Raw genomic sequence first — 23,580 nt, forward strand, 5'->3', positions numbered from 1 at the left:
GAAAAATCAATAAAGAAGAAAAATAACATATCTGAGATATCACGTTAGTGTATTTCCCTCAATGATAAAACTGCTTTGATTATTACTGGTTGTGTTTTTTATCATGTAATTAATGGGTCAATTTTAATTATTAAAAAATAGAGAGGGGATCCCAATTTTAGACATTGAGATCCCCTCTATTTTATCAATAGATTTTTAATCATTTAGCAAAATGATTTAATTATCTAAAAAGTCTTTTCTCATTGGTACGAATATATCTAAAATTTCACCATTAGATAAACATTCACAGCGATGTTTCTCATTTGAAGGAATATAAACAACATCACCTTCTCCAACTTCTTTAGTCACATGCCCCACTTGATATCTAAATTTCCCTTTGAGTATATAACTCATTTGTTCATGTGGATGAGCGTGTAAGTCACCTGATGTACCGGTTGTGAAAGATAATCTTGCTATCATCATATTTTCACTGCCAGGGAACAACTTACGTCGCGTACCTGAGGCAATGTTTTTTGCCTCTATTTCCTTATCGAAAATAAACATTATGACCTTAACTTTAAATAATATAGCTGTTTAATTTGATTTTTCTAACGATTCATTATCAGGCGTAATCGGCTTAATATTTCTTAACATCACTAAATAAACCAATGCCCCTATTGCACAAGCAATACCAGATACAATTAATGCCCAAATAAACGAACCGGTTGCTGCAATAATATATCCAGTCACAATAGGTCCTAAAATACCGCCACAGTTAGAAACAGCGCTTTGCATTCCACCTAAGACCGACGTCATATTTCGTGGTGCAACATCTCCTGGTAAAGACCATATTGCTGAGGCTGCAAATGCGAGTGCCGCATAAGATAAGCACAGTAAAAACATCATTAAAGTAACAGATTCAACTAACCCCGAAAATGCGATACTGGTTGCAATCAGCATGCCGCCCACAATCGGTAATTTACGAGCAAGGTTGATATTATTATATTTAATATACAGATAATCTGTCGTCCAACCACCCAGCCATTGACCTGCGATCCCACATAGTGGTGGTAACATGGCAGCAAATCCCATTTCTTCTAAACTCATGCCTCGTTCCATCATTAAATAAGCAGGGAACCAAGTAATAAAGAAATAAATGGCGTAGTCCAACATAAAGAAGCCGATACACATAGCTTGTACATTGCGATAACGGATCAACTGATACCACTTCATCGGCTGGATATTATCAATACCATCTTTTTTAATTTGCCCATCACGAATATAAGCAAGTTCTTCAGCACTAATTTTTGGGTGTTGTTCAGGATCGTGATATACCTTTAACCATGCAAAAACCCAGAGAACCCCTAATGCGCCGCAAATAATAAATGCTGATTCCCAGCCCCATTTTGCAATGATCCACACCACTAATGGCATTGCGAACGCTGTTCCAAACTTAGAACCACTATCAAATAATGCCGTTATTCTGCCGCGTTCACGATCTGGAAACCATTTTGCCGCAATACCACTATTACATGGATATGCCCCCGCTTCCCCCATTCCCATTAGAATTCGCGTGGAAATAAAACTCAGTGGTGTTTTGGCTAATGCTGTGGCAGCCGTTGCTAATGACCACCACAACACAGACCCTGCCAACGTTTTTCTTTGACCATATTTATCCGCAATAAAACCCGCTGGTATTTGGCATAATGCATAACTCAAGAAAAACGCCGACATTATCCATCCCATCATCTCTGGCGAAATTTGCAGTTCTTCTGAGATAGTCGGTGCTGCTGCAGACATAACAGTTCTATCTAAGTAATTAATAACAATCGCAAGCGTCATTAATATCGCTATCGAAAACCTTATTTTTGTACCTTTGTTCTTATTTTTCATCGTAACCATACCTTTTAATAAGGAGAGGAAACCAGATAGTGTTGTCACTATCTGGCTTATGTATATGAAGTTACTTAAACAAACGCTCTGGATTAACTGTGAATTTCGCTAATTTATCGATGTCTAACTCAATACCAAGCCCCGGTAATTTTGGGATCGTTAAATACCCTTGCTCATCCACTTTAAATGGTGTTTTAACAATGCCATCAATATATTGGCTACCACCGATAAACTCGACAAAATCCACTTGTGGGAAGGCTGCAGCCATTTGTAAGTCGGCCGCCAGCCCCATTGCGGTATTCCAACCGTGTCCAACATACTTAACACCAAACTCATCAGCCAGCCATGCGATTCGGCGTTGCTCTGAAATGCCGCCCACTTTCGTCACGTCAGGTTGAACAATATCGAATGCCCCCTGAGAGAGCCATGGTAAGAAAGATTGACGACGGGTTAACACTTCACCACCCGCAATCGGCACTGGGCTTTCTTTACGCAGCACTTTAAAGTCCTCAAGGTCATCCGGACGTAACGCTTCTTCAAACCAACCAACTTGATATTCCGCTAACATATGCGATGTTTGGATTGCCCATTTCAAGCCATTTGGCCAATATGCATCACTTGCGCCCGCATCAACTAACAAGTGTGATTCGTAACCTGCCGCATCCCTTGCTGCCTCAACAATTGCTCTATCTAATTTGGCATCATTGTTACGTCCAAATGGGCCCCAACCAATTTTAAATGCTTTAAAACCAAGCTTTTTATAATCAGAGATCACGTTGAACATCGTCTCTGGTTCTTCCATGAGTAAAGAGCAATACGGCTGTACTTTGGAACGATAATTACCGCCAAGTAACGTACTTACGGGGAGTCCTGTTGCTTTACCTAAAATGTCCCACAATGCAATATCAATGCCGCTAATCGTATGTGTTAACGTTCCCCCGCGCCCCATCCAAAATGTATTTTGTCTAAGTTTCTCAGACACTCTTTCTGGCTGTAATGCACTTTCACCAATACATAAAGATGCTAGTACAGGGATGGCGGCTTCAACTAAGCGACCATCAGTGAATACGCTGCCGTACCCCGTGATGCCAGCATCAGTGTGCACCGCAATAATGGCGTGGATCGAATCTTCTGGTTTGATTTCATTGGACCATCCCCCTTTTGGGCTCTCCCCAAATAAAGGCACGGCAACAATTTCAGTAATTTTTATATCTTCAAGCATGTTGTTCATGTCTTTTCCTTCTCTTGCTTAACTGAATTTGAAGCATTTAACAACATTGTAAGATTGTATACAATATTCAATTGTTGAATATGTGATCCATTCTGGGTTTATCTCCCCCTCGAAAAAATATCGCAATAGTGGGTTTTTTATTGGTTTATTGCTGGCCAATGTGATAATTTTGATGCATTAAAGGCGCAATCAACTACCAATTAATTCTTTGATTAGTAACAAATTTAATAGGCTAAACATCATGACAGTTGGAAAAGGGCAACAATCGCAGAAAATCACCTCGCAAGAAGATTACTGGAAGCCAATCAAAGCAAGGACACTCACTGATGATGTGGTAGATAAAATTGTTGAGGCGGCAACCCGTGGATTTATCCTGCCAGGGGATCGTATTGTTGAAAAAGAAATTGCAGAAAAAATGAATGTCAGCCGTGTTCCTGTTAGAGAAGCCTTAAGAGTATTAGAAAGCCAAGGGATCGTGATTAATGAGCCATTTAAAGGCATTCGAATGGCCCCTGTTTCAGAAGAGAGGCTGGATGAACTGATCGAAGTCAGAATTCTATTAGAACGACAGGCTATTAAAACCTTTATCGCCAAAAATAAGCATTTAGATCCACAATCTATCGAACAGTTAAACCAGTGTATTGTGCAAATGGCGCGAGCAGCAAAATTAGCGGATAGCTATGAATTCTCGCTTTGTGACGTGAATTTCCACCGAACATTATGCCAATTAAGCGGTAACAATACCCTAACCGCATTATGGGAAAATGTCTCTAAGCAGTTGACCATTATCATTGGGATATCAACCTTTACCAAGCCTATGGAAGAAATTATTGATGAGCACAAAGTGCTATTAGATAAAATACGCTCAGGGGATCTCAATATTCTAGAAATTGAAATCAAAGAGCATATTCGCAATCAAAATAAAGAGATTAACTTCAATCAAGCTATTGATAAAAAAAGAGAACCCAAGTAAGTAAACCTAGCACAGTTTCCTGATAAAGAGACAGTGTTAATGAGCACACAAGTGAAAACACCTAGCACCTAACCCGAAAAAGAGCATGTTGACTAATGAATAAATGTCTCAGGGAAATTATTTCTACAGGATTTGGAAATATAACGGCGAATTTGGGATCTTCAACGTACTAAAGAACACAAACCTCTAGTCTATATTTTTCGGCACATTTTCACTGATTGAAACTTTATCATCTCCCGTCAATACGGGCGCCTATTTGCCCCCGTATTGACGAGCATATTTATTTTAGCTTGAAACTTTTAAGCCAATTAAACCAATAATAATTAACCCAAGGCTAAGTAAGCGGAATATATTGGCTGATTCACCCAAGAAAATAATCCCGACAATGGCCGTACCAACAGCGCCAATACCTGTCCATATTGCATAAGCGGTTCCTGCTGGCAAATCACGCATTGCGTAAGCTAATAGCCCCATACTCGCAATAATCGCGACGATTGTAATAATACTTGGGGTAAGACGTGTAAAACCGTGAGTGTATTTTAGGCCAACGGCCCAAACAACTTCTAATAAACCGGCAAATAAGAGGATGATCCAAGCCATTGCTTTTCTCCCGAATGTAACCGGGGTCGTCCCCATTATTTAATTAACGTGTGCACTCATCCATATTCGGCTTACAGTATTGTCGACTAAACCCGATTGTATCGGTTTATATGCTTCTATTGTCGTTCTACTGCACTTCAAACGGTTTAGAGTACATATTCAGGTCGTCCTGAAAACGTGAAGTGAAATATCATTATAAATCCTCAATTTCCCCAACTCAAGTAATAAAAAATAACAAATTAGCTGCAATCAACAATAGAAATTTACATATTTGTACTGTATTAAAATTTCTATCGCGAAATTATACAACCAGAGGTAGAGTAGAAAGCTTCACTTACGACAGCCATTGAGAGTAGCATGAGCTTCAAAGATATATTACTCGCCCTGTGTGTGGTTATCATTTGGGGTGTTAACTTCGTGATCATTAAGCTCGGCGTTACCGCGCTTCCACCATTATTATTAGGGGCATTGCGTTTTATATTCGTGGCATTTCCCGCTATTTTTTTCTTTAAACGCCCAAAGATCCCCTTCAAATTATTACTCTTATATGGGTTAACGATTAGCTTTGGTCAATTTGCTTTCCTCTTTTGTGCCATTCGTGTCGGTATGCCCGCTGGGGTCACATCCGTTATTTTACAATCCCAAGCCTTTTTCACCTTACTCTTAGGTGCCGTCATCTTAAAAGAATCTCTACAAGCCACCCATTTCATAGGAATGCTAATTGCCGTCGTTGGGCTAACAATATTGGCTAAAGGTGCAACAGCCAGCGGCTTGGATGATATTCCATTATTAGGATTAACTTTTACGCTAATCGCGGGGCTTTCATGGGCATGTGGTAATATCACCAATAGGATGATTATGCACAATCAGCAAGAGGAAAAATGCAGTGCACTCTCCTTGGTCAGTTGGAGTGCTCTTATCCCTATTATCCCTTTCTTAATAAGCTCATGGCTATTTGAAGGTGAAGAGGCCATTGTACAAGGCCTATCTGATTTTAATTGGCCAGTATTTGGCACCATCATTTACCTTGCTTATCTATCTACTTTTGTGGGTTATGGTTTGTGGGGTGTTCTATTAGGTCGCTATGAAGCTTGGCGGGTTGCTCCTTTTTCTCTGTTGGTGCCCGTATTCGGCCTAAGCAGCAGTGCATTATTCCTTGATGAGCATATAAATAGCATACAATTTGCTGGGTTGATACTCATCATGTTTGGGCTGATTATTACCTTATTTGGTAAAAAGCTCATCCAACGGATCAGAAGCCATTAAGCCAAACTAGGCAGGGTATAGACTTTCAAGCTCTGCCTATGATTTCGCTCTTTATATGCCCCAACCACACCAGCGCATAATAGCAACATAAAAAAAATAAATAGCATTTCTCACAAATCAATCGCTTTCCCTCTAGCTGAAATCGAAATAAAATCCAGTTAACTGCTATTATTTAGTGATATTAATAACAGTTATGAAATTTATTTTTACTCACTGTTAGGTTTCACGTTTTAGCTATCTTGCCTTTCCGTTAACTCTAGCTATATGTGTCAGTAATCTGCAAATACAAAAATGCAAACGGCTTAATAATAAAACGGATGGGATGGCTATGGGTAAACAATTAATTTGGATTGTGCTAGCGATATTAGGCGCTTTTGCTCTCGGTTATATCGCATTAAATCGAGGCGAGCAAATTAATGCGCTATGGATCGTCGTTGCAGCGGTTTGTGTCTATTTAATCGCATATCGTTATTACGGACTGTTTATTGCTAAAAAGGTACTACAAGTCGATTCAACACGAATGACACCCTCTATCCGTCATAACGATGGCTTAGATTACGTTCCGACAGATAAAAAAATTCTCTTCGGTCACCATTTTGCAGCAATTGCAGGGGCAGGACCACTGGTAGGCCCGGTATTAGCTGCTCAAATGGGGTATCTGCCAGGCATGTTATGGCTGCTAGCAGGGGTCGTATTAGCGGGTGCGGTTCAAGATTTTATGGTGCTTTTTGTGTCGACTCGTCGAGATGGCCGCTCACTGGGTGAATTGGTCAAAGAAGAGATGGGGAATACTGCGGGCATCTTAGCCCTTATCGCTTGCTTTATGATTATGGTGATTATCCTTGCAGTGCTTGCGATGATCGTCGTCAAAGCCCTTACACACAGCCCATGGGGCACCTATACAGTCGCCTTTACCATTCCTCTTGCGATATTCATGGGAATATATACCCGTTATATTCGCCCTGGTCGTATTGGTGAAGTGTCTATTATTGGTCTGGTATTCCTTGTATTTGCAATTATTTCAGGTGGCTGGGTTGCCGAAAGTGAAACATGGGCACCGTATTTTGACTATACCGGTGTGCAACTGACATGGATGCTTGTTGGATATGGGTTTGTTGCCGCAGTTCTGCCTGTTTGGCTACTGCTGGCACCTCGCGATTACCTTTCTACCTTTTTAAAGATTGGTACCATCATCGGGTTAGCCATTGGTATTCTTATTTTAAACCCCAATTTAGAAATGCCAGCGCTGACCAAATATATTGATGGCACAGGCCCTGTCTGGGCAGGTGATCTGTTCCCGTTTTTATTTATTACTATTGCTTGTGGTGCTGTTTCTGGTTTCCATGCTTTAATTTCATCAGGAACAACCCCCAAAATGCTTGCGAATGAGAACCAAGCTTGCTTTATCGGCTATGGCGGCATGTTAATGGAATCGTTTGTCGCGATTATGGCATTGGTTGCCGCTTGTGTGATTGATCCCGGTGTCTATTTTGCCATGAACAGCCCTATGGCGATGTTAGCACCTGCTGGTACTGAAGATGTCGTCGCTTCGGCTGCGCAAGTTGTCAGTAGCTGGGGCTTCCAAATAACACCTGAGCAGCTAACAAATATCGCCAATGAGGTCGGTGAAAATAGCATTATTTCTCGAGCAGGTGGAGCTCCAACACTGGCGGTAGGCATGGCCTATATCTTACACGGCGCCCTCGGCGGTTTAATGAATGTGTCGTTTTGGTATCACTTCGCTATCTTGTTTGAAGCGCTGTTTATTTTAACGGCTGTCGATGCGGGAACCCGTGCGGCACGCTTTATGCTACAAGATTTATTAGGCGTGATCTCACCTTCTTTGAAACGAACCGACTCACTTCCTGCAAACCTAATTGCAACAGCATTATGTGTACTTGCATGGGGGTATTTCCTTCATCAAGGTGTTGTTGACCCACTCGGTGGTATCAATACACTCTGGCCACTTTTTGGTATCGCAAACCAAATGCTAGCAGGTATGGCCTTAATGCTCTGTGCAGTAGTCCTGTTCAAAATGAAGCGTCAACGCTACGCATGGGTTGCTTTAGTGCCTACTGCGTGGTTGCTTATTTGTACAATGACCGCAGGATGGGAAAAAACATTCAGTGAAGATGCGCGCGTTGGTTTCCTCGCTGTAGCCAATAAATTCCAAGCAATGATTGATAGTGGAAATATTCCATCGCAATATACTGAGTCACAACTAACACAGTTGATTTTTAATAACCGTTTAGATGCTGGGTTAACAATTTTCTTTATGATCGTTGTCGTGCTACTCGCGATATTCTCAATCCGTACAGCATTAAAAGCATTGAAATCTTCTGAGCCAACAGCGAATGAAGTTCCATATGAACCAATGCCAGCTAACTATCAGGAAATTGTTGCGAATACACGCCATCACTAATTCATCGTGTATGGACAAGATACGCTTAGATTCAACGAAAACGAGCCACCTCATCCTATTTGTGGCTCGAGTTTTCAAATAACGCTCAAGCGCTCTAAAGTTAGAAGCGAAGTAAGGAGATTAAGATGTTTGGTTCACTCGGCAATGCGGCTCGTTACCTTGGGCAAGCAGCCAAAATGATGATTGGTGTGCCTGATTATGACAATTACGTTGCTCATATGCGACTTAATCATCCAGATCAAACACCAATGACATATGAAGAGTTCTTTAAAGAGCGCCAAGATGCTCGCTATGGTGGAAAAGGCGGGTTTAAGTGCTGTTAAATTCAGCTTCTCTTTTTGGGTAAAAAAAACCGTAATGTCTTACAACATTACGGTTTTTTAGCTTCAAGCAAACAGGTATTATTTCACGCGTGAAACGTATTCGCCTGAACGAGTATCAACTTTGATCACTTCACCAATCTGAACGAACAGAGGAACTTTAACCACTGCACCCGTGCTTAAAGTCGCTGGCTTACCGCCAGTACCCGCTGTATCACCTTTCAGACCTGGGTCAGTATCTGTGACTTCTAACTCAACAAAGTTAGGTGGAGTCACCGCGATTGGGCGGCCATTCCACAGAGTCAAGATACAATCAGCTTGGTCGATCAGCCATTTAGCGTTATCACCAACCGCTTTTTCGTCCGCTGCAAGCTGTTCGAAAGTTTCGTTGTTCATGAAATGCCAAAACTCACCGTCGTTATAAAGGTAAGTTAAGTTCATATCCATGACATCTGCGGCTTCGACAGAATCAGTAGACTTAAATGTTTTTTCCAACAGTTTGTTAGAAATCAGTTTACGAATACGAACACGTGCAAACGCTTGACCTTTACCCGGTTTAACGAATTCACTATCAAGAATTGCACAAGGTTCGCCATCTAACATGATTTTAAGACCTGAGCGGAATTCATTGGTACTATAAGTAGCCATGGAGATCCTCTAATTTATACACTAAAAATGGCATAGCCAAAAAATGGTCGATATTGTAACTCAAAATACCTCATCCAGAGAAGTCTGGATACAACAACTTGCTGAAGCAATCACTAATCCTGATGAATTGCTTCAAATACTGGGGCTAGAAAGCCATCAAGCATCGAAAGATGGCAACGACGCACGTAAATTATTTCCATTACGTGTACCAAGGCCGTTTATTTCGCGCATGAAAAAAGGCGATCCACAAGACCCTCTGCTATTGCAAGTATTAACTGCAAAAGCAGAATTTGATACCTATCCGGGGTTTTCTACAGATCCATTAGATGAACAAAATAATGCGATCCCCAGTTTACTCCACAAATATCACAACCGAGCATTGATGTTGGTGAAAGGGGGCTGTGCAGTAAACTGCCGTTACTGCTTCCGCCGACATTTTCCTTATGAAGATAATAAGGGAAACAAAAATAATTGGTTGATAGCTGTGGATTATATAAAAAACCACACTGAACTCAATGAAATCATCTTTTCAGGGGGTGATCCCTTGATGGCAAAAGACAGTGAACTGGATTGGTTAATTGGGCAACTCGAAGCGATCCCCCACATTAAGCGGCTGAGGATCCACTCTCGTTTACCTGTAGTGATCCCCGAACGCATTACCACTAACCTGTGTCAGCGACTTGCCCACTCACGTCTTCAAGTGATCATGGTAACGCATCTCAACCATGCTAATGAGATAGATGATCACTTTAAAGCCGCGATGCAAAAATTAAAAAATGCCGGCGTGACCTTACTCAATCAAAGCGTACTGTTACGTGGGGTGAACAATGATGCAGATACATTGGCGAATTTAAGTAATGCGCTATTTGATGCGGGTATCCTGCCGTATTACTTGCATGTTTTAGATAAGGTGCAAGGGGCTGCGCATTTCTTAGTGAGCGACCAAGAAGCTAGGTTGCTAATACAACAATTGCTTGGGAAGGTTTCTGGCTATTTGGTGCCAAAATTAGCACGGGAGATTGGCGGAGAGCCGAGTAAGACGTTACTCGACCTAAACCTAAGACAGTGCTGAAATAAAACGCCCGCATCGTCTATACGATCGGGCGTCAGATATTCATTTTAGGGGCACTTATAAACTTGGCCGACCATTTTACTATCAACTGGGATAAAACTAGAGAGGATAGTTTCACTTGGGCTAGTCGCACCAAAAATCACATTTCCGCCCATTGCGCCTGCTTTATTACGCAGATCATTTGCCGCGCCGCGCATAGAGCTTGATTCACTATTGACACCGCTCAACCAGTTGCTTTGAGTTCCTGTGACTTGACCAAGAAGCTGGCAATCACTTCCAGGTTGGTTTTCAACAAAACGAACTTGTGAGCCCGCCGCAGTTAAATTAGTTGTTGTCGAACAACCTGCTAAAAGTAGTAATGCAGCAGCACCAAGCAATACTTTAATACGCATGTTTTCCCTCATTTATCATAGTGTTTTTGCAGCTGGTTTGAGAACCACTCATTCCCTTCTTTGTTCAATATACCGTTGCTATTAACGGCATCATTGAATTGATCTTCATTAGCGCTACTAAATTATAGTCACTCGAGCGCCTATTTACAGCCAAAATTCGCCAGATCTATATTGAGAGATATGGATAACGGTTCAAAGTATCAACAAAGGCATGACTATAAAATTTGCCCACCCTCGTCAGCAAACAAAGCTTACCATAAAACGCGTATACTCTAAATAATTCGAAACATCACATGAAATATAAAGAGCCTATAACGCTTTCACCTTTGGTTACTCACCAAACCACCTTTTGCCTTACTCCAAATATAACCTGCCGCACGGTCTTTGCGCAAAAATAAATGCACAATTATACAATTAGCAAATTCAAGGGCTTTTACTCAAAATAAGCGTATCGAAATCTTTCGCGTCATTTTAGATTATCGATATTCTCCACTTTAGACATTCGGTCGGCCTACCATCAATCAACTCAAACATATTTATTCATATAAAAAACCGGTATTGTCGGTTAATACCAACAATACCGGTTAGAAGGCTTAACAGTTCTTATTGACTGTGTGAGCGTGATGCGGCCAATTGGCTTACATCATACCGCCCATTCCACCCATACCGCCCATGCCTGCAGCACCTAAGTCAGGGCCTTCATCTTTAGGCATTTCAGTAATCATCGCTTCAGTTGTGATCATCAGACCAGCGATAGATGCAGCGAATTGCAATGCAGAACGAGTTACTTTAGTTGGATCCAAGATACCCATCTCGATCATATCACCATAAGTGTCAGTTGCTGCGTTGTAGCCTTCGTTGCCTTGAACTGCTTTAACTTTGTTAACAACAACAGAAGCTTCTTCACCTGCGTTAGTGACGATTTGACGCATTGGTGCTTCCATCGCACGCAGTGCAACGCGGATACCCACGTTTTGCTCTTCATTATCGCCTTTCAGTGAAGCCAGTTTAGCGGCAACACGTACCAGTGCAGTACCACCACCAGCAACAACACCTTCTTCAACCGCTGCGCGAGTTGCGTGCAGCGCATCGTCGACGCGAGCACGTTTTTCTTTCATTTCAACTTCAGTTGCCGCACCAACTTTAATTACAGCAACACCGCCAGCTAATTTAGCAACGCGCTCTTGCAGTTTTTCACGGTCATAATCAGAAGTTGATTCTTCGATTTGTTGACGAATTTGTGCAACACGACCTGCGATAGCAGACTCTTCACCAACACCATCAATGATAGTTGTTGTGTCTTTGTTGATGACGATACGTTTTGCTTGACCCAGATCTTCTAATGTCGCTTTTTCAAGCTCCATACCGATCTCTTCAGAGATAACAGTACCGTTAGTCAGGATAGCGATATCTTGCAGCATTGCTTTACGGCGATCACCGAAACCAGGTGCTTTAACCGCAGCAACTTTCACGATACCACGCATGGTGTTAACAACCAGTGTCGCAAGTGCTTCGCCTTCAACATCTTCAGCGATGATCAGAAGTGGTTTGCTCGCTTTAGCAACGCCTTCTAATACTGGCAGCAGTTCACGGATGTTAGATACTTTTTTATCAACTAACAGGATGAATGGGTTTTCCAGTTCAACAACACCCGTTTCTGGCTTGTTGATGAAATAAGGAGACAGGTAACCACGATCGAACTGCATACCTTCAACAACATCCAGTTCGTCTTCCAGACCAGTACCTTCTTCAACAGTGATAACGCCTTCTTTGCCGACTTTATCCATTGCTTCTGCAATTAACTTACCAACGGTTTCGTCAGAGTTTGCAGAAATTGTACCAACCTGTGCGATAGATTTAGAGTCTGAACATGGAACAGACAGTGCTTTCAGCTCTTCTACAGCTGCAACTACTGCTTTATCGATACCACGTTTCAGATCCATCGGGTTCATACCCGCTGCAACGGCTTTCAGACCTTCAGTAACAATAGCTTGCGCCAGAACTGTTGCAGTTGTTGTACCATCACCCGCTGCATCGTTAGCTTTAGAAGCAACTTCTTTCACCATCTGTGCGCCCATGTTCTCGAATTTATCTTCTAATTCGATTTCACGTGCAACAGAAACACCATCTTTAGTGATAACTGGTGAACCAAATGATTTATCAAGAACCACATTACGGCCTTTAGGGCCCAAAGTTACTTTAACTGCATCTGCTAGAATATTCACACCACGAAGCATTTTTACGCGTGCGTCATTACCAAATTTAACGTCTTTAGCTGCCATTATTTCTTTCCTTTAAATTCTTTTCGTTAGTTGAGAAGATCTAAGTGAAAATTACGCTTCAACAATCGCGAGGATGTCACTTTCTGACATGATCAGCACTTCTTCGTTGTCGATTTTTTCAGCTTTCACGCCATAACCGTCGTTAAAAATAACGATGTCGCCGACTTTCACATCCAACGCTTTGATTTCACCATTTTCAAGGATGCGACCATTACCAACGGCGAGGACCTCACCACGCGTAGATTTACCTGCTGCAGTGCCAGTCAGAACGATACCGCCTGCAGATTTTGATTCAACTTCTTTACGCTTGACGATAACACGGTCATGCAATGGACGAATTTTCATTAATAGTTCTCCTATAAATAAAGTCCACACTAGGTAAAAGGACGATACCAGTATGCCTAAATAAACCAGTACCATGTTTCAGCAGATTGGGGCTAATTGGAGTGACTTCAAGGGGGGAAGATAAAATTTTTTTGTTTTTACCTTCCCTATTTTAATGGGGGCTCTTACTTATAGCGGTTATCTTTTTCTGATTCGTTAGAATCATCGGATTTATCGAGTTTATATGATGGATCATCCTGTTTACGTTGGAATTCCCCTTCAAATGTATCACCTTGTTGAAATGGGTTATTACGCCCTGCACTAAAACCATTTCCAGTTTGGGAAAAACGGATATGTGGAATCAAACGCATGACGAACAATTTTTGCACAGGAGGTAACAATAACAGCAAACCAATAAAGTCAGTAAAGAACCCTGGCAGGATTAATAAGAAGCCAGCAAGTACCAACGCAACACTTTTAATCATTTCTGCTGCGGGGCTTTCACCTGCTGCCATTTTTTGCTGGATCTGCATGACATTTTTCATTCCCTGATTTTTGACCAGAGAAATTCCCAAACAAGATGTCAACACAACCAGTATGAGTGTTGCCAATACCCCAATTTCTGAAGCAACACGAACGAATATGACGGACTCAATATAAATGAGAAGGCATATCAATATTAGCGGTAACCAGCGCACAAGTTCTCCTTTATTTCAATCAGCTATCTCCTTCGTTCTTCTTATTGCTCAAGTATCGACCACTCTCTATTCGAGTCATGCTCTCAGAGAGTTTGCCACCTATTCACACCCAGAAGTTCGTTGGATATAGGTTAGTTCTCGCCTCTTGGAAAACCTTTGTGAACTGTATCTAAGAGACAAACAACAACATTCGCTTTTTCACATAGTATAGACATAATGATGGAGGTCACTATAACGCTTTTCAACTCATGGAGATTTCTAATTTTTTTGGTTTCATCTGTGAGTATGTTCACATATTTTGAAATCTGTTTCATAAATCAAACTATATAGTGATCTAGGTTCAAGGTAATCATTAAAGAACCGCATATCATCTACTCATAAATCAGTAGATCATCATGCTGATAATGGAGTAACAGGTGTTTAACACCTAGAATGTTTTGTTTTACGGTATATATTTTTTAAAAGCGCATAATAGACAGTAACTGTAATCTAATTAAGAAGGTTCTCATGTCAAACAATACTCGTATCGAAGAAGACCTGTTAGGTCAGAAAGAAGTCCCATCTGATGCCTATTACGGTGTTCATACTCTGCGTGCGATTGAAAACTTTTATATCAGCGACCGCACCATTAACGACGTGCCAGAATTTATTCGCGGCATGGTAATGGTTAAAAAAGCGGCAGCAATGGCGAACAAAGAACTTCACACTATTCCACGTAACATTGCAGATACCATTATCAAAGCATGTGATGTTGTACTGGATACCGGTAAATGCATGGACCAGTTCCCTGTTGACGTATTCCAAGGTGGTGCAGGTACATCACTAAACATGAATACCAACGAAGTCCTTGCAAACATTGGTCTTGAACTGATGGGTCATAAAAAAGGTGAATATGAATACCTAAATCCTAATGACCACTTAAATAAAAGTCAGTCAACCAACGATGCCTATCCGACAGGTTTCCGTATCGCCGTATACAACTCCGTTGTAAAACTGATTGAATCGGTTGAATACCTGAAAAAAGGTTTTGAGAAAAAAGCAGAAGAATACAAAGACATTCTGAAAATGGGCCGTACCCAATTGCAGGATGCTGTACCAATGACCGTTGGTCAAGAATTCCATGCCTTTGCAACGCTCTTAAAAGAAGAAGAGAAAAACCTAAAACGTAGTATTGAATTACTGTTAGAAGTGAATTTAGGTGCAACGGCAATCGGTACAGGTTTGAATACTGCGCCGGGCTACCAAAAATTGGCTGTTGAGAAATTAGCAGAAGTGACTGGCTTACCTTGTGTACCAGCAGAAGACCTGATTGAAGCGACATCTGACTGTGGTGCATACATCACCGTTCACGCTGGCCTAAAACGCCTTGCCGTTAAGCTATCTAAAATTTGTAATGACTTGCGCTTACTGTCTTCTGGCCCACGTGCAGGCCTCAAAGAGATCAATCTGCCTGAATTACAAGCAGGTTCTTCAATTATGCCAGCAAAAGTTAACCCAGTTATTCCTGAAGTGGTTAACCAAGCTTGTTTCAAAGTTATCGGTAACGATGTTTGTGTTACAATGGCAGCTGAAGCGGGTCAGCTACAGTTGAACGTAATGGAGCCAGCTATCGGTCAAGCGATGTTTGAATCCATTTCTCTGATGAACAATGCGTGCCGTAACTTAGTTGAAAAATGCATTAACGGTATCACAGTGAACAAAGAAATCTGTGAAGCGTTTGTTTTTAACTCTATCGGTATTGTCACTTACCTGAACCCATTCATTGGTCACCATAATGGTGATATCGTAGGTAAGATCTGTGCTGAAACAGGCAAGAGTGTCCGTGAAGTCGTTCTGGAGCGCGGCCTACTGACCGAAGAGCAGCTGGATGATATTTTCTCTGTTGAGAACCTAAAACACCCAGCTTATAAAGCGAAAAGATTTGATGACTAATCGTTTATGCTAACCATAAATAACTCTTAAAAATCAAGGCACGCCTCTCCTTCGGAAAGCGTGCCTTTTTAGTTTTATGCACACACAAAAAATTAACACTACAGTTTCATATTTTTAATTTTAAATTTGTCGAGGAGTAAACACTATGTTAGCCGTAGAATTTATCATTGTTCTGCTGGCCATATTTTTGGGGGCCCGTCTCGGTGGGATAGGTATCGGCTTTGCCGGTGGCCTAGGTGTACTGGTACTCGCTGCTATTGGCGTAAAACCAGGTACTATACCATTTGACGTTATCTCTATTATTATGGCTGTGATCGCTGCCATTTCTGCAATGCAAATTGCAGGTGGACTTGATTACTTAGTCGATCAGACAGAAAAACTACTGCGTCGTAATCCTAAATACATCACCATCCTTGCACCAATCGTGACCTATTTCCTAACCTTATTTGCTGGTACAGGGAATATCTCTTTAGCAACTTTACCCGTCATTGCAGAAGTGGCAAAAGAACAAGGCGTCAAACCTTGCCGCCCACTTTCAACTGCGGTTGTTGCAGCTCAAATTGGTATTACAGCGTCCCCAATCTCAGCGGCAGTTGTGTATATGGCCTCTGTGATGGAAAACTCCGCCATGGTCGGTGCAGGTAACACTGTTAGCTATATTACGTTGCTCGCTATTTTACTGCCATCCACTTTCCTTGCTATCATTTTGATGTCATTCATCATCTCTTGGACGTTTAACTCGAAACTGTCTGATGATCCTGTTTACCAAAAACGTTTAGCAGAAGGCTTAGTTGAACTGCGTGGTAGCCAAGTTAAAGCTATCAAACCTGGTGCAAAATCATCTGTATTTTTGTTCTTGCTAGGCGTTGTCGGTGTTGTTGTCTACGCTATTATCAACAGCCCAAGCTTAGAAATAGTCAAAACACCATTGATGAACACCACTAATGCTATCTTAATCATTATGCTGAGTGTAGCGACCCTCATCACTATTTTATGCCGAGTCAATACTGACGCGATCCTTAACTCAAGCACCTTTAAAGCAGGTATGAGCGCATGTATCTGTATTTTAGGTGTTGCATGGTTAGGTGATACATTCGTACAACATAATATTGATTGGATTAAAGCAACAGCGGGTGATCTGATCCATGAACATTCATGGATGCTAGCCGTGATCTTCTTCTTCTGTTCAGCTCTACTGTACTCACAAGCTGCAACAGCAAAAGCGTTGATGCCTATGGCACTCGCGCTTCATGTTAGCCCACTGACAGCTATCGCATCATTCTCAGCAGTATCTGGTCTGTTTATTCTACCAACATACCCAACACTGGTTGCTGCTGTACAAATGGATGATACCGGAACCACACGCATTGGCCGTTTCGTCTTTAACCATCCATTCTTTATTCCGGGCACTATTGCCGTGATCTTAGCTGTTACCTTCGGTTTCCTATTCGGCGGTATGATCCTGTAGTTATTGGATATTCTACCCATACAAAAACCCGCAATATTTTGCGGGTTTTCTTTTAAAAAACTAAATAGCGTTGCACGGATAACCCAGACCGTATCCTACTAGCAGATTTATTCATACGCCATTGCACAGATAGCAGGGCATGTTTAGATTTGAATGTGCAGTCATCAAGCCATAAACCGCTATCATTCACCTCATAAAAGCAATTAAGTCATCAAAACAGCTATCCGTGATGAATTAACCTATCGTCGCGCGATTAAAGCTTCTGCCCTATTTTTAACACCTTCGCCACATTATAAGCGGTCTGCTGTAAATTAATGGCGCCTTCATTTAATGCTTCGTCGAGCGCGCACAAGCGAGGCAATATGCTAAAGAAAGCATCAATGCCTTCTTGATGTAAAGCGTCCACACCTTTCCCTAACACACCACTTAATGCTATCACTGGAACATAGTATTTTGCCGCCACTTTGGCAACACCAATCGGTGCTTTCCCCCCTGCGGTTTGCCCGTCCATACTCCCTTCACCAACGATCACTAAATCAGCATCCATCATCTCTTTTTCTAAATCGACCGCTTGAATCACAATATCGATGCCCGGTTTTAGTTGTGCTCCCAAAAAGGCGGCTGCGGCGACAGATATTCCTCCAGCCGCACCACCTCCTGCTAAGTGACGGTAATCTATACCTGTTGTGCTTTTTATTACATTTGCCAGTTGATTCAGCCCACGTTCTAACATGGCAACCATTTCAGGTGTTGCCCCTTTTTGAGGACCAAATACTGTAGCGGCACCACGCTCACCAACAAGAGGGTTGTCCACATCACACGCCACATCAATGTCACAATCTTTTAAACGAGGGTCGAGACCTGAAATATCAATACTGGCGATCTTATTGAGTACTTCCCCCCCTTGGCCTAGCCGTTGTTGCTGCTCATCATAAAAAACAGCCCCTAAGGCTTGCAGCATACCAACGCCACCATCAACCGTTGCACTGCCACCAATACCTAAAATAATCTGCTGTACGCCTTTATCTAAGGCATCTTTAATTAATTGACCTGTGCCATAACTGCTGGTTAGCATCGGGTTACGCTCTTTTGGTGGAACTAACATCAATCCACTTGCAGCAGCCATTTCAATCGCTGCTGTCGTTCCTTGATGAAGCAAACCATAAGCTGCTGTTATAGGTTTATTGAGTGGATCAAATACCTCAACAGATACTCTTTCTCCGCTCGCAGCGGCAATCAACGCATCAACCGTACCTTCCCCACCATCTGCTATGGGTAAACTTAAAAATGTTGCATCAGGAAATACCGCTTGGAAGCCTTGTTTCACGGCATCGGCAGCAGATTCTGCACTCATGCTCTCTTTGAATGAATCTGGAGCTATAATAATTTTCATGATGAGTACCTATGAAAAACACGATAATTATTTAATCGTATCATGTTGATAGCTCTCATACTGCAAATTGTCTGACAGTTACCCTGATCACACCTTACCTATTTTTGTCATCAACAATATTGCTCACAAAGCAAACTGCTATAAATCAATAATGATCATTGTTATGATGGGAAGATGAGAACAATATTGTGATGGAGCTAACAATGTCAGTACAGTGCGAACAAATTTTAAGCCATGCTCTAAACCAGTTAGAAAAACAAGGCCTCTCTGCCTCTACCGAGCATCTTCTCCATGAGATAGCCCCTGATTTCAACATGATCCGCCAATTTTGGCCTGATGATGAGGCCTTAGTGTACGATTGCCTGCGTTATCATGGGCAACAGATTGAAATTTGGCAACGTCAAACACGGTTAGATGAGTCGTTAAGCCCCCAACAAAAACTTTCCGCACGCTACCAACAGCTGTACCAACGTGTTAGCGAAGGGCGTTTCCCTGGATGTTTATTTGTCTCAGCCTGTAATCACTATCCTGATCCACAGCACCCTATCCATCAATTAAGCCGAATACAAAAAGATAACTCTTTTCTATATACCAAAGAGTTATTAGATGAATTAGATATTGAAGACCCCGTGCTCGTGGCAAATCAAATGGAATTAGTTTTAGAGGGCTGTTTGAATCGTTTACTGATTCAAAGAGATATTAAAGATGTCGAAATTGCTCAGCATCTCTCAGAGGATATTTTAACTATTGCGTTATGCCGTAAAAAAGGAGCTTTAAGTTAATAAAACAGTAATCGCGCGTTAAACCAACAATTTTTGCTGAAAAAGAAAACACTCAGTTAAAAACTGCGTTTTTTTAGCAAAAATTCGTTGACGCCAACCACCTAATACGGTTTAATGCGCCCCGTTGCCCGGATAGCTCAGTCGGTAGAGCAGGGGATTGAAAATCCCCGTGTCCTTGGTTCGATTCCGAGTCCGGGCACCACTTTCACTTCTACAGTGGTTTCCTCCAATCAAGTAATCCTATAGATATCATCTAATTATCTTAATTTACCACCTTAAAATTTAGCAAAACCACAACTAGGTTGTATGCCTTTTGACGTTTTTGATGGGCTGCGTATGCCATATTGTTTAAGTATTTAACGTTCAAGACTCAAGCCAGAACAAACCTCTTTCAACTGATCGTTTTTTTGCAAAGCCTTTTAACTTTTTAATATCAGAAGATCCCATCACACCATATTTAGCTTTCTAAGATAGTTATTCATCTCAGACCCACCGTTCTCTCAGAAAATACACTCAGCTAGACCGTTATCATGCCATTTGACTAGAGTTGCCGCATTTTTATTTTTGAGTAAAGACCAATTCTACATTCAATAAAATAGTCGTGTGATATAGTCATGACTATAGTTCTTAGCGTGTGATTACCTGAAAAAACGGATCAATGTGCTTCCCGCCCCTTACAGGCTTAACTTACTGTATTCCAGGGATTTACTACATATCATACCGTTTTAATTATCGGTTCCACTGCCGCAAGTACTTCGACAACCTCATCAAGGGTCACAATTAAATAATGCTCTATAATATCATCATGTATATTCTCACTGTAGTGGCATCGTTAATTTGGCCACCTTAATAGAGGTGTTACTATACACCTCATAACTTAACAATTGATAACAATGACAAAGCAAACTCGACGTAATTTCAGTGCGGAATTTAAACTTGAAGCGGCTCAACTTGTGCTTGGCCAGAACTATTCCGTGCTCGAAGCTGCTAACGCCATGGGCATAGGTAAATCCACCCTACTCTGGACAAATGGGTTCGGCAACTAAAACAAGAACGCAAAAGTATTTTACCAAAAACCTCACCGATGACACCAGAACAAGTCGAAATTCGTGAACTGAAAAAGAAAATTGCTCGCCTTGAAGAGCATAATGAGATCTTAAAGAAGGCTACCGCCATGTAATTGAAGCTCGACAGGAAGTTATTCATTATAGTATCTTACAGTCAACTTAGGCCGCATCAATATAATGGCGGTTTAACACCCAATGAATCGGAACGATTATTTTAGAAAAGCTCTAAAACCGTGGTCAGTTTTTATTGACCACTTCACACCATGCTCAATGTGCTTTCCAACATTGCTAGCCAAGCAACTAAAGAAAAAGTTGTCAAAATCAGATAGTATACTGTGAGTTACGTCCATTACCGAGGAAAACTCAACTGATTATTATCAGTAACAACATGATATATAACCCTTTATATAGGAAGTCACTACCCTCTCACTCGCCAAGCCAGACTGTTGATTATCCAGCAAACTGAATGGGAGTAAGATTTTAAGGAAAACTTTATCAGGGCTATCCTAATCTCATAGTGCATCATGAAGTTTTTTAAACCACTCCAATATAGTCAATCCATCTTCTGAGGGTATATAATAGCAATTGTGTTCATACAAATATTTTTCAGGTAACTCTTTTCCTGACTTTATTATTTCCGATAGTTCTTTTTTTAACTTCAAAATAGATTCAGATGTTTCTCTTCTTACAAAATTATTTAATGCCTCTATATCACTAGATGCTTCACAGTCCCAATCTTGATGAAAATAACAGCCTAATAAATAATTAATTCTTTCCATATTCATCATTTCCCTACACTAGTGAGGATACGCAGTTTGAATACGATAACCATTCGGTATTAGTGGATCTTTATCTATTACAATCACTATTTTATTTGAATCAATAGATTTCGTTTGTCCTCTATAGATAACTCTACCTATAGTCCACTCCCCATTGATTAAGACATCCTAAACTAGAGTTTTCTAACTGTTTACGATAAGCCTTCGGTGGGAGGTGATTTAAACTTTCATGCGTTCGGCTAAAGTTATAATCCTGCTGCCAATACCACGCTAATTCTTTAACTTGGCTCAACGATTCAAATAAATAAACATTCAAAAACTCACGGCGGAACGAACCATTAAAACGCTCGATAAAGCCATTTTACTGTAGCTTACCGAATTGAATATAGCATAACGCTATTTGATTATTTTCACAGTAGTTCAATAAATTAACAGCAATTAGCTCTGGAGCATTATCTATGCGAATTTGTTTCGGTAGCCCTCTGTCGACTCTCAAGCGTTCAAGCACTCTAATAACTCGTTCAGCAGGCAATGACGTATCCACTTCAATTGCCAGACACTCTCGCGTTCTTTCATCAATAATATTCAATGTTCGAAATCGGCTACCACAATATAAACCATCATGCATAAAATCCAATGCCCAATGAATATTCGGTGTTTTCTCAATTATTAGTGGTCTTTTTTCACTTACTGCTAGCTAATATCGTTAGCTTCCATGCCAGAATCAGTGAGTTTTAAAATATTAACGATTTGAGTTTCAGTAAAACGGGCTTTTTTCATCATGACCTCTGCAAATTTTAGGGCAGAAAATCTAATTATAGCTGTCTTATTTTAGGGAAAGTGGACATGAACAGTAGCCTACCGAAAGAAGAAAATTAAGATGAACCACGTTCTATAACTTAAAGTTGACATTTTTAAAACCGTTATCAAAGTCATGGATAGCGATTTTAGTGTTCGCTTATCAAAAAAGCGTAAAGCTGAGTTATTCAGGAAAAAATGGGGGTAGCTGATATTACTTATTTAAACCTAGTTACTAATGCTTATTCACGAAAAAAAAATCGCTGGTTATCATTTAGATGGCAACATGAAAATGAATATGGTAAAGAAATTGTTACTTCGAATCTTAAAAAGACAAAGTTCAACAATCCCTATAATCCATCACTCAAATCGAGGGCTACAGTATTGTTCATCGAACTATCTGAAAATCCATAATAATATTCAATGCTCAATGAAAGACATTTTTCATTAAACTATAAACCGCCCAATCAAGTTCATCGAGCGTTTTATACCTGAAGAGTTGTCAACCTATATCAGGGCTATTCGTGAGGTAAATAAATTAAATTAACTCCATGTATAGTTAAGAATATTCTCTTATTTAATAAATTGTGTTCAATTGCCACTGCATTAAATAGGAAAACATCGTATTATATCCATCGTTTTTTAATTCTAATACAGATGGAGTAGTAATGGAAACTAAGCAATACCCTATAAAATGGCAAAAACGTTTTGCATTTTTTGATACATATGGAGCACCAAAAACCCCTGAACACAAAGCTGCCATAAAGCAGCAACCTTATTTTGCTCGCTTTCTTATTATGTTTAATTTTTTTGCTTACTTCTTTGGACCTATCTATTTTGCAATTGTAGGATTATGGAAAAAAGCTCTAATCTTGTTAGCTATAAGCTTATGTATCACCATGCTTTTTGCAACCATTGAACTTATTATAGGTAGAGAATTCCCCAGACCAGTTTGGACAGCTATATCTCTAGGGGTATCTTTCATGTGGGGATTTACTGCAAACTATGCTTATTACCTAAAAAAAGTCAAAGGCCTTGATGGCTGGAACCCATTTGAAGGATTCAGCTTATATTAAATCAATAAGTTATCCGCTTATAACCTACCTCCAATCCCAATAGGATTTTATTCCATACAATAATGCTGCATGTAAAATGCAGCATTATAACAATAAATAAACTTGAAGATTATTTTAGATGCTTGTGAGTATCGAAATGCAGCATAAATACTCTACAAATTGACGGTGTTATAAATGAGGTATTT

21 protein-coding genes, 1 tRNA gene and 2 pseudogenes are annotated in these 23,580 nt (G+C 40.7%); 11 read left to right on the top strand and 13 right to left on the bottom strand.

What is annotated here, in order from left to right:
* Positions 1 to 216: 216 nt before the first annotated feature.
* The 3 genes from PR709_RS17750 to PR709_RS17760 all read right to left on the bottom strand — a co-directional run bounded on the left by PR709_RS17750 (position 217) and on the right by PR709_RS17760 (position 3,103).
* Positions 217 to 543 (bottom strand): cupin domain-containing protein, encoded by a 327-nt coding sequence (locus PR709_RS17750; RefSeq protein WP_060560751.1) that lies wholly within the window; start codon positions 541 to 543, stop codon positions 217 to 219.
* Positions 544 to 573: 30 nt separating this feature from the next.
* Positions 574 to 1,872, bottom strand: coding sequence for an MFS transporter (locus PR709_RS17755; protein ID WP_014657513.1), 1,299 nt, complete (start codon positions 1,870 to 1,872; stop codon positions 574 to 576).
* Between the two features lie 70 nt (positions 1,873 to 1,942).
* Positions 1,943 to 3,103 carry a mandelate racemase/muconate lactonizing enzyme family protein gene (locus PR709_RS17760; protein WP_004925816.1) on the bottom strand — a complete coding sequence of 387 codons (1,161 nt, stop codon included), beginning with the start codon at positions 3,101 to 3,103 and terminating at the stop codon, positions 1,943 to 1,945.
* Positions 3,104 to 3,344: 241 nt separating this feature from the next.
* On the opposite strand from PR709_RS17760, the gene PR709_RS17765 reads away from it, so the two are divergent.
* A complete protein-coding gene (locus PR709_RS17765) occupies positions 3,345 to 4,076 on the top strand; it encodes a GntR family transcriptional regulator (protein WP_004925825.1) in 732 nt (243 codons plus the stop codon).
* Positions 4,077 to 4,361: 285 nt separating this feature from the next.
* On the opposite strand, the gene sugE is transcribed toward PR709_RS17765, so the two are convergent.
* Positions 4,362 to 4,676 carry a quaternary ammonium compound efflux SMR transporter SugE gene (gene sugE, locus PR709_RS17770; protein WP_014657512.1) on the bottom strand — a complete coding sequence of 105 codons (315 nt, stop codon included), beginning with the start codon at positions 4,674 to 4,676 and terminating at the stop codon, positions 4,362 to 4,364.
* Between the two features lie 357 nt (positions 4,677 to 5,033).
* Here sugE and PR709_RS17775 point away from each other — a divergent pair, with 357 nt between their 5' ends.
* The 3 genes from PR709_RS17775 to PR709_RS17785 all read left to right on the top strand — a co-directional run bounded on the left by PR709_RS17775 (position 5,034) and on the right by PR709_RS17785 (position 8,687).
* Positions 5,034 to 5,942: an EamA family transporter gene (locus PR709_RS17775; RefSeq protein ID WP_004925830.1), complete on the top strand. Its 909-nt coding sequence runs from the start codon at positions 5,034 to 5,036 to the stop codon at positions 5,940 to 5,942.
* Positions 5,943 to 6,270: 328 nt separating this feature from the next.
* Positions 6,271 to 8,364, top strand: coding sequence for a pyruvate/proton symporter CstA (gene cstA, locus PR709_RS17780; RefSeq protein ID WP_014657510.1), 2,094 nt, complete (start codon positions 6,271 to 6,273; stop codon positions 8,362 to 8,364).
* Between the two features lie 125 nt (positions 8,365 to 8,489).
* The gene (locus tag PR709_RS17785; RefSeq protein ID WP_004925837.1) at positions 8,490 to 8,687 is read left to right on the top strand and encodes a YbdD/YjiX family protein; all 198 of its coding nucleotides are present in this window, start codon (positions 8,490 to 8,492) and stop codon (positions 8,685 to 8,687) included.
* Positions 8,688 to 8,765: 78 nt separating this feature from the next.
* Here the strand turns inward: PR709_RS17785 and efp are convergent, their stop codons facing one another.
* Positions 8,766 to 9,332, bottom strand: coding sequence for an elongation factor P (gene efp, locus PR709_RS17790; protein WP_004925840.1), 567 nt, complete (start codon positions 9,330 to 9,332; stop codon positions 8,766 to 8,768).
* A 43-nt stretch (positions 9,333 to 9,375) separates the two neighbouring features.
* Here efp and epmB point away from each other — a divergent pair, with 43 nt between their 5' ends.
* Positions 9,376 to 10,404 (top strand): EF-P beta-lysylation protein EpmB, encoded by a 1,029-nt coding sequence (epmB, locus tag PR709_RS17795; protein ID WP_004925842.1) that lies wholly within the window; start codon positions 9,376 to 9,378, stop codon positions 10,402 to 10,404.
* Between the two features lie 47 nt (positions 10,405 to 10,451).
* Here the strand turns inward: epmB and PR709_RS17800 are convergent, their stop codons facing one another.
* The 4 genes from PR709_RS17800 to PR709_RS17815 form a co-directional block, all read right to left on the bottom strand.
* On the bottom strand, positions 10,452 to 10,796 hold the full coding sequence (locus PR709_RS17800) for a DUF4156 domain-containing protein (RefSeq protein WP_014657509.1): 345 nt from the start codon (positions 10,794 to 10,796) through the stop codon (positions 10,452 to 10,454).
* A gap of 638 nt (positions 10,797 to 11,434) precedes the next feature.
* Complete coding sequence (groL, locus tag PR709_RS17805; protein ID WP_004925846.1) at positions 11,435 to 13,078, bottom strand: chaperonin GroEL; 1,644 nt, start codon at positions 13,076 to 13,078, stop codon at positions 11,435 to 11,437.
* A 51-nt stretch (positions 13,079 to 13,129) separates the two neighbouring features.
* Positions 13,130 to 13,423: a co-chaperone GroES gene (locus PR709_RS17810; protein ID WP_008914587.1), complete on the bottom strand. Its 294-nt coding sequence runs from the start codon at positions 13,421 to 13,423 to the stop codon at positions 13,130 to 13,132.
* A gap of 164 nt (positions 13,424 to 13,587) precedes the next feature.
* Positions 13,588 to 14,100: an FxsA family protein gene (locus tag PR709_RS17815; protein ID WP_004925855.1), complete on the bottom strand. Its 513-nt coding sequence runs from the start codon at positions 14,098 to 14,100 to the stop codon at positions 13,588 to 13,590.
* 507 nt (positions 14,101 to 14,607) lie between these two features.
* Between PR709_RS17815 and aspA the strand changes: the two genes are divergently transcribed.
* Together aspA and PR709_RS17825 are read left to right on the top strand one after the other, a co-directional pair.
* The gene (gene aspA, locus PR709_RS17820) at positions 14,608 to 16,032 is read left to right on the top strand and encodes an aspartate ammonia-lyase (RefSeq protein ID WP_004925857.1); all 1,425 of its coding nucleotides are present in this window, start codon (positions 14,608 to 14,610) and stop codon (positions 16,030 to 16,032) included.
* 145 nt (positions 16,033 to 16,177) lie between these two features.
* Complete coding sequence (locus tag PR709_RS17825; protein WP_004925858.1) at positions 16,178 to 17,500, top strand: anaerobic C4-dicarboxylate transporter; 1,323 nt, start codon at positions 16,178 to 16,180, stop codon at positions 17,498 to 17,500.
* A gap of 253 nt (positions 17,501 to 17,753) precedes the next feature.
* On the opposite strand, the gene PR709_RS17830 is transcribed toward PR709_RS17825, so the two are convergent.
* The gene (locus tag PR709_RS17830; protein ID WP_004925860.1) at positions 17,754 to 18,893 is read right to left on the bottom strand and encodes a glycerate kinase; all 1,140 of its coding nucleotides are present in this window, start codon (positions 18,891 to 18,893) and stop codon (positions 17,754 to 17,756) included.
* A gap of 203 nt (positions 18,894 to 19,096) precedes the next feature.
* On the opposite strand from PR709_RS17830, the gene dicD reads away from it, so the two are divergent.
* The 3 genes and pseudogenes from dicD to PR709_RS17845 all read left to right on the top strand — a co-directional run.
* Positions 19,097 to 19,675 (top strand): division control transcriptional repressor DicD, encoded by a 579-nt coding sequence (gene dicD, locus PR709_RS17835; RefSeq protein ID WP_042117259.1) that lies wholly within the window; start codon positions 19,097 to 19,099, stop codon positions 19,673 to 19,675.
* Between the two features lie 126 nt (positions 19,676 to 19,801).
* Positions 19,802 to 19,877: transfer RNA gene (locus tag PR709_RS17840), tRNA-Phe, on the top strand.
* A gap of 691 nt (positions 19,878 to 20,568) precedes the next feature.
* Positions 20,569 to 20,840: pseudogene (locus PR709_RS17845) on the top strand (transposase); the annotation flags it as partial.
* Positions 20,841 to 21,254: 414 nt separating this feature from the next.
* Here PR709_RS17845 and PR709_RS17850 read toward each other — a convergent pair.
* The 3 genes and pseudogenes from PR709_RS17850 to PR709_RS17855 form a co-directional block, all read right to left on the bottom strand.
* A complete protein-coding gene (locus tag PR709_RS17850) occupies positions 21,255 to 21,521 on the bottom strand; it encodes a contact-dependent growth inhibition system immunity protein (RefSeq protein WP_127891332.1) in 267 nt (88 codons plus the stop codon).
* 18 nt (positions 21,522 to 21,539) lie between these two features.
* On the bottom strand, positions 21,540 to 21,680 hold the full coding sequence (locus tag PR709_RS19650) for an RNase A-like domain-containing protein (RefSeq protein WP_157849601.1): 141 nt from the start codon (positions 21,678 to 21,680) through the stop codon (positions 21,540 to 21,542).
* Positions 21,655 to 22,206, bottom strand: a pseudogene (locus tag PR709_RS17855) (integrase core domain-containing protein); the annotation flags it as partial. The gene PR709_RS19650 and the pseudogene PR709_RS17855, both read right to left, overlap by 26 nt.
* Positions 22,207 to 22,987: 781 nt before the next feature.
* On the opposite strand from PR709_RS17855, the gene PR709_RS17860 reads away from it, so the two are divergent.
* Positions 22,988 to 23,395: a DUF2628 domain-containing protein gene (locus tag PR709_RS17860; protein WP_004917310.1), complete on the top strand. Its 408-nt coding sequence runs from the start codon at positions 22,988 to 22,990 to the stop codon at positions 23,393 to 23,395.
* Positions 23,396 to 23,580 lie beyond the last annotated feature (185 nt).

This window comes from Providencia sp. PROV267, assembly GCF_028477825.1.
GTDB lineage: Bacteria > Pseudomonadota > Gammaproteobacteria > Enterobacterales > Enterobacteriaceae > Providencia > Providencia stuartii.

Coding starts and splice junctions, on each gene's coding strand:
- PR709_RS17755 (WP_014657513.1), bottom strand. CDS start 1,872: ATGAAAAATAAGAACAAAGGTACAAAAATAAGGTTTTCGATAGCGATA.
- dicD (WP_042117259.1), top strand. CDS start 19,097: ATGTCAGTACAGTGCGAACAAATTTTAAGCCATGCTCTAAACCAGTTA.
- PR709_RS17765 (WP_004925825.1), top strand. CDS start 3,345: ATGACAGTTGGAAAAGGGCAACAATCGCAGAAAATCACCTCGCAAGAA.
- PR709_RS17850 (WP_127891332.1), bottom strand. CDS start 21,521: ATGGAAAGAATTAATTATTTATTAGGCTGTTATTTTCATCAAGATTGG.
- PR709_RS17760 (WP_004925816.1), bottom strand. CDS start 3,103: ATGAACAACATGCTTGAAGATATAAAAATTACTGAAATTGTTGCCGTG.
- efp (WP_004925840.1), bottom strand. CDS start 9,332: ATGGCTACTTATAGTACCAATGAATTCCGCTCAGGTCTTAAAATCATG.
- PR709_RS17860 (WP_004917310.1), top strand. CDS start 22,988: ATGGAAACTAAGCAATACCCTATAAAATGGCAAAAACGTTTTGCATTT.
- PR709_RS17810 (WP_008914587.1), bottom strand. CDS start 13,423: ATGAAAATTCGTCCATTGCATGACCGTGTTATCGTCAAGCGTAAAGAA.
- PR709_RS17800 (WP_014657509.1), bottom strand. CDS start 10,796: ATGCGTATTAAAGTATTGCTTGGTGCTGCTGCATTACTACTTTTAGCA.
- PR709_RS17825 (WP_004925858.1), top strand. CDS start 16,178: ATGTTAGCCGTAGAATTTATCATTGTTCTGCTGGCCATATTTTTGGGG.
- groL (WP_004925846.1), bottom strand. CDS start 13,078: ATGGCAGCTAAAGACGTTAAATTTGGTAATGACGCACGCGTAAAAATG.
- aspA (WP_004925857.1), top strand. CDS start 14,608: ATGTCAAACAATACTCGTATCGAAGAAGACCTGTTAGGTCAGAAAGAA.
- sugE (WP_014657512.1), bottom strand. CDS start 4,676: ATGGCTTGGATCATCCTCTTATTTGCCGGTTTATTAGAAGTTGTTTGG.
- PR709_RS17750 (WP_060560751.1), bottom strand. CDS start 543: ATGTTTATTTTCGATAAGGAAATAGAGGCAAAAAACATTGCCTCAGGT.
- cstA (WP_014657510.1), top strand. CDS start 6,271: ATGGGTAAACAATTAATTTGGATTGTGCTAGCGATATTAGGCGCTTTT.
- PR709_RS17830 (WP_004925860.1), bottom strand. CDS start 18,893: ATGAAAATTATTATAGCTCCAGATTCATTCAAAGAGAGCATGAGTGCA.
- PR709_RS17785 (WP_004925837.1), top strand. CDS start 8,490: ATGTTTGGTTCACTCGGCAATGCGGCTCGTTACCTTGGGCAAGCAGCC.
- PR709_RS17775 (WP_004925830.1), top strand. CDS start 5,034: ATGAGCTTCAAAGATATATTACTCGCCCTGTGTGTGGTTATCATTTGG.
- epmB (WP_004925842.1), top strand. CDS start 9,376: ATGGTCGATATTGTAACTCAAAATACCTCATCCAGAGAAGTCTGGATA.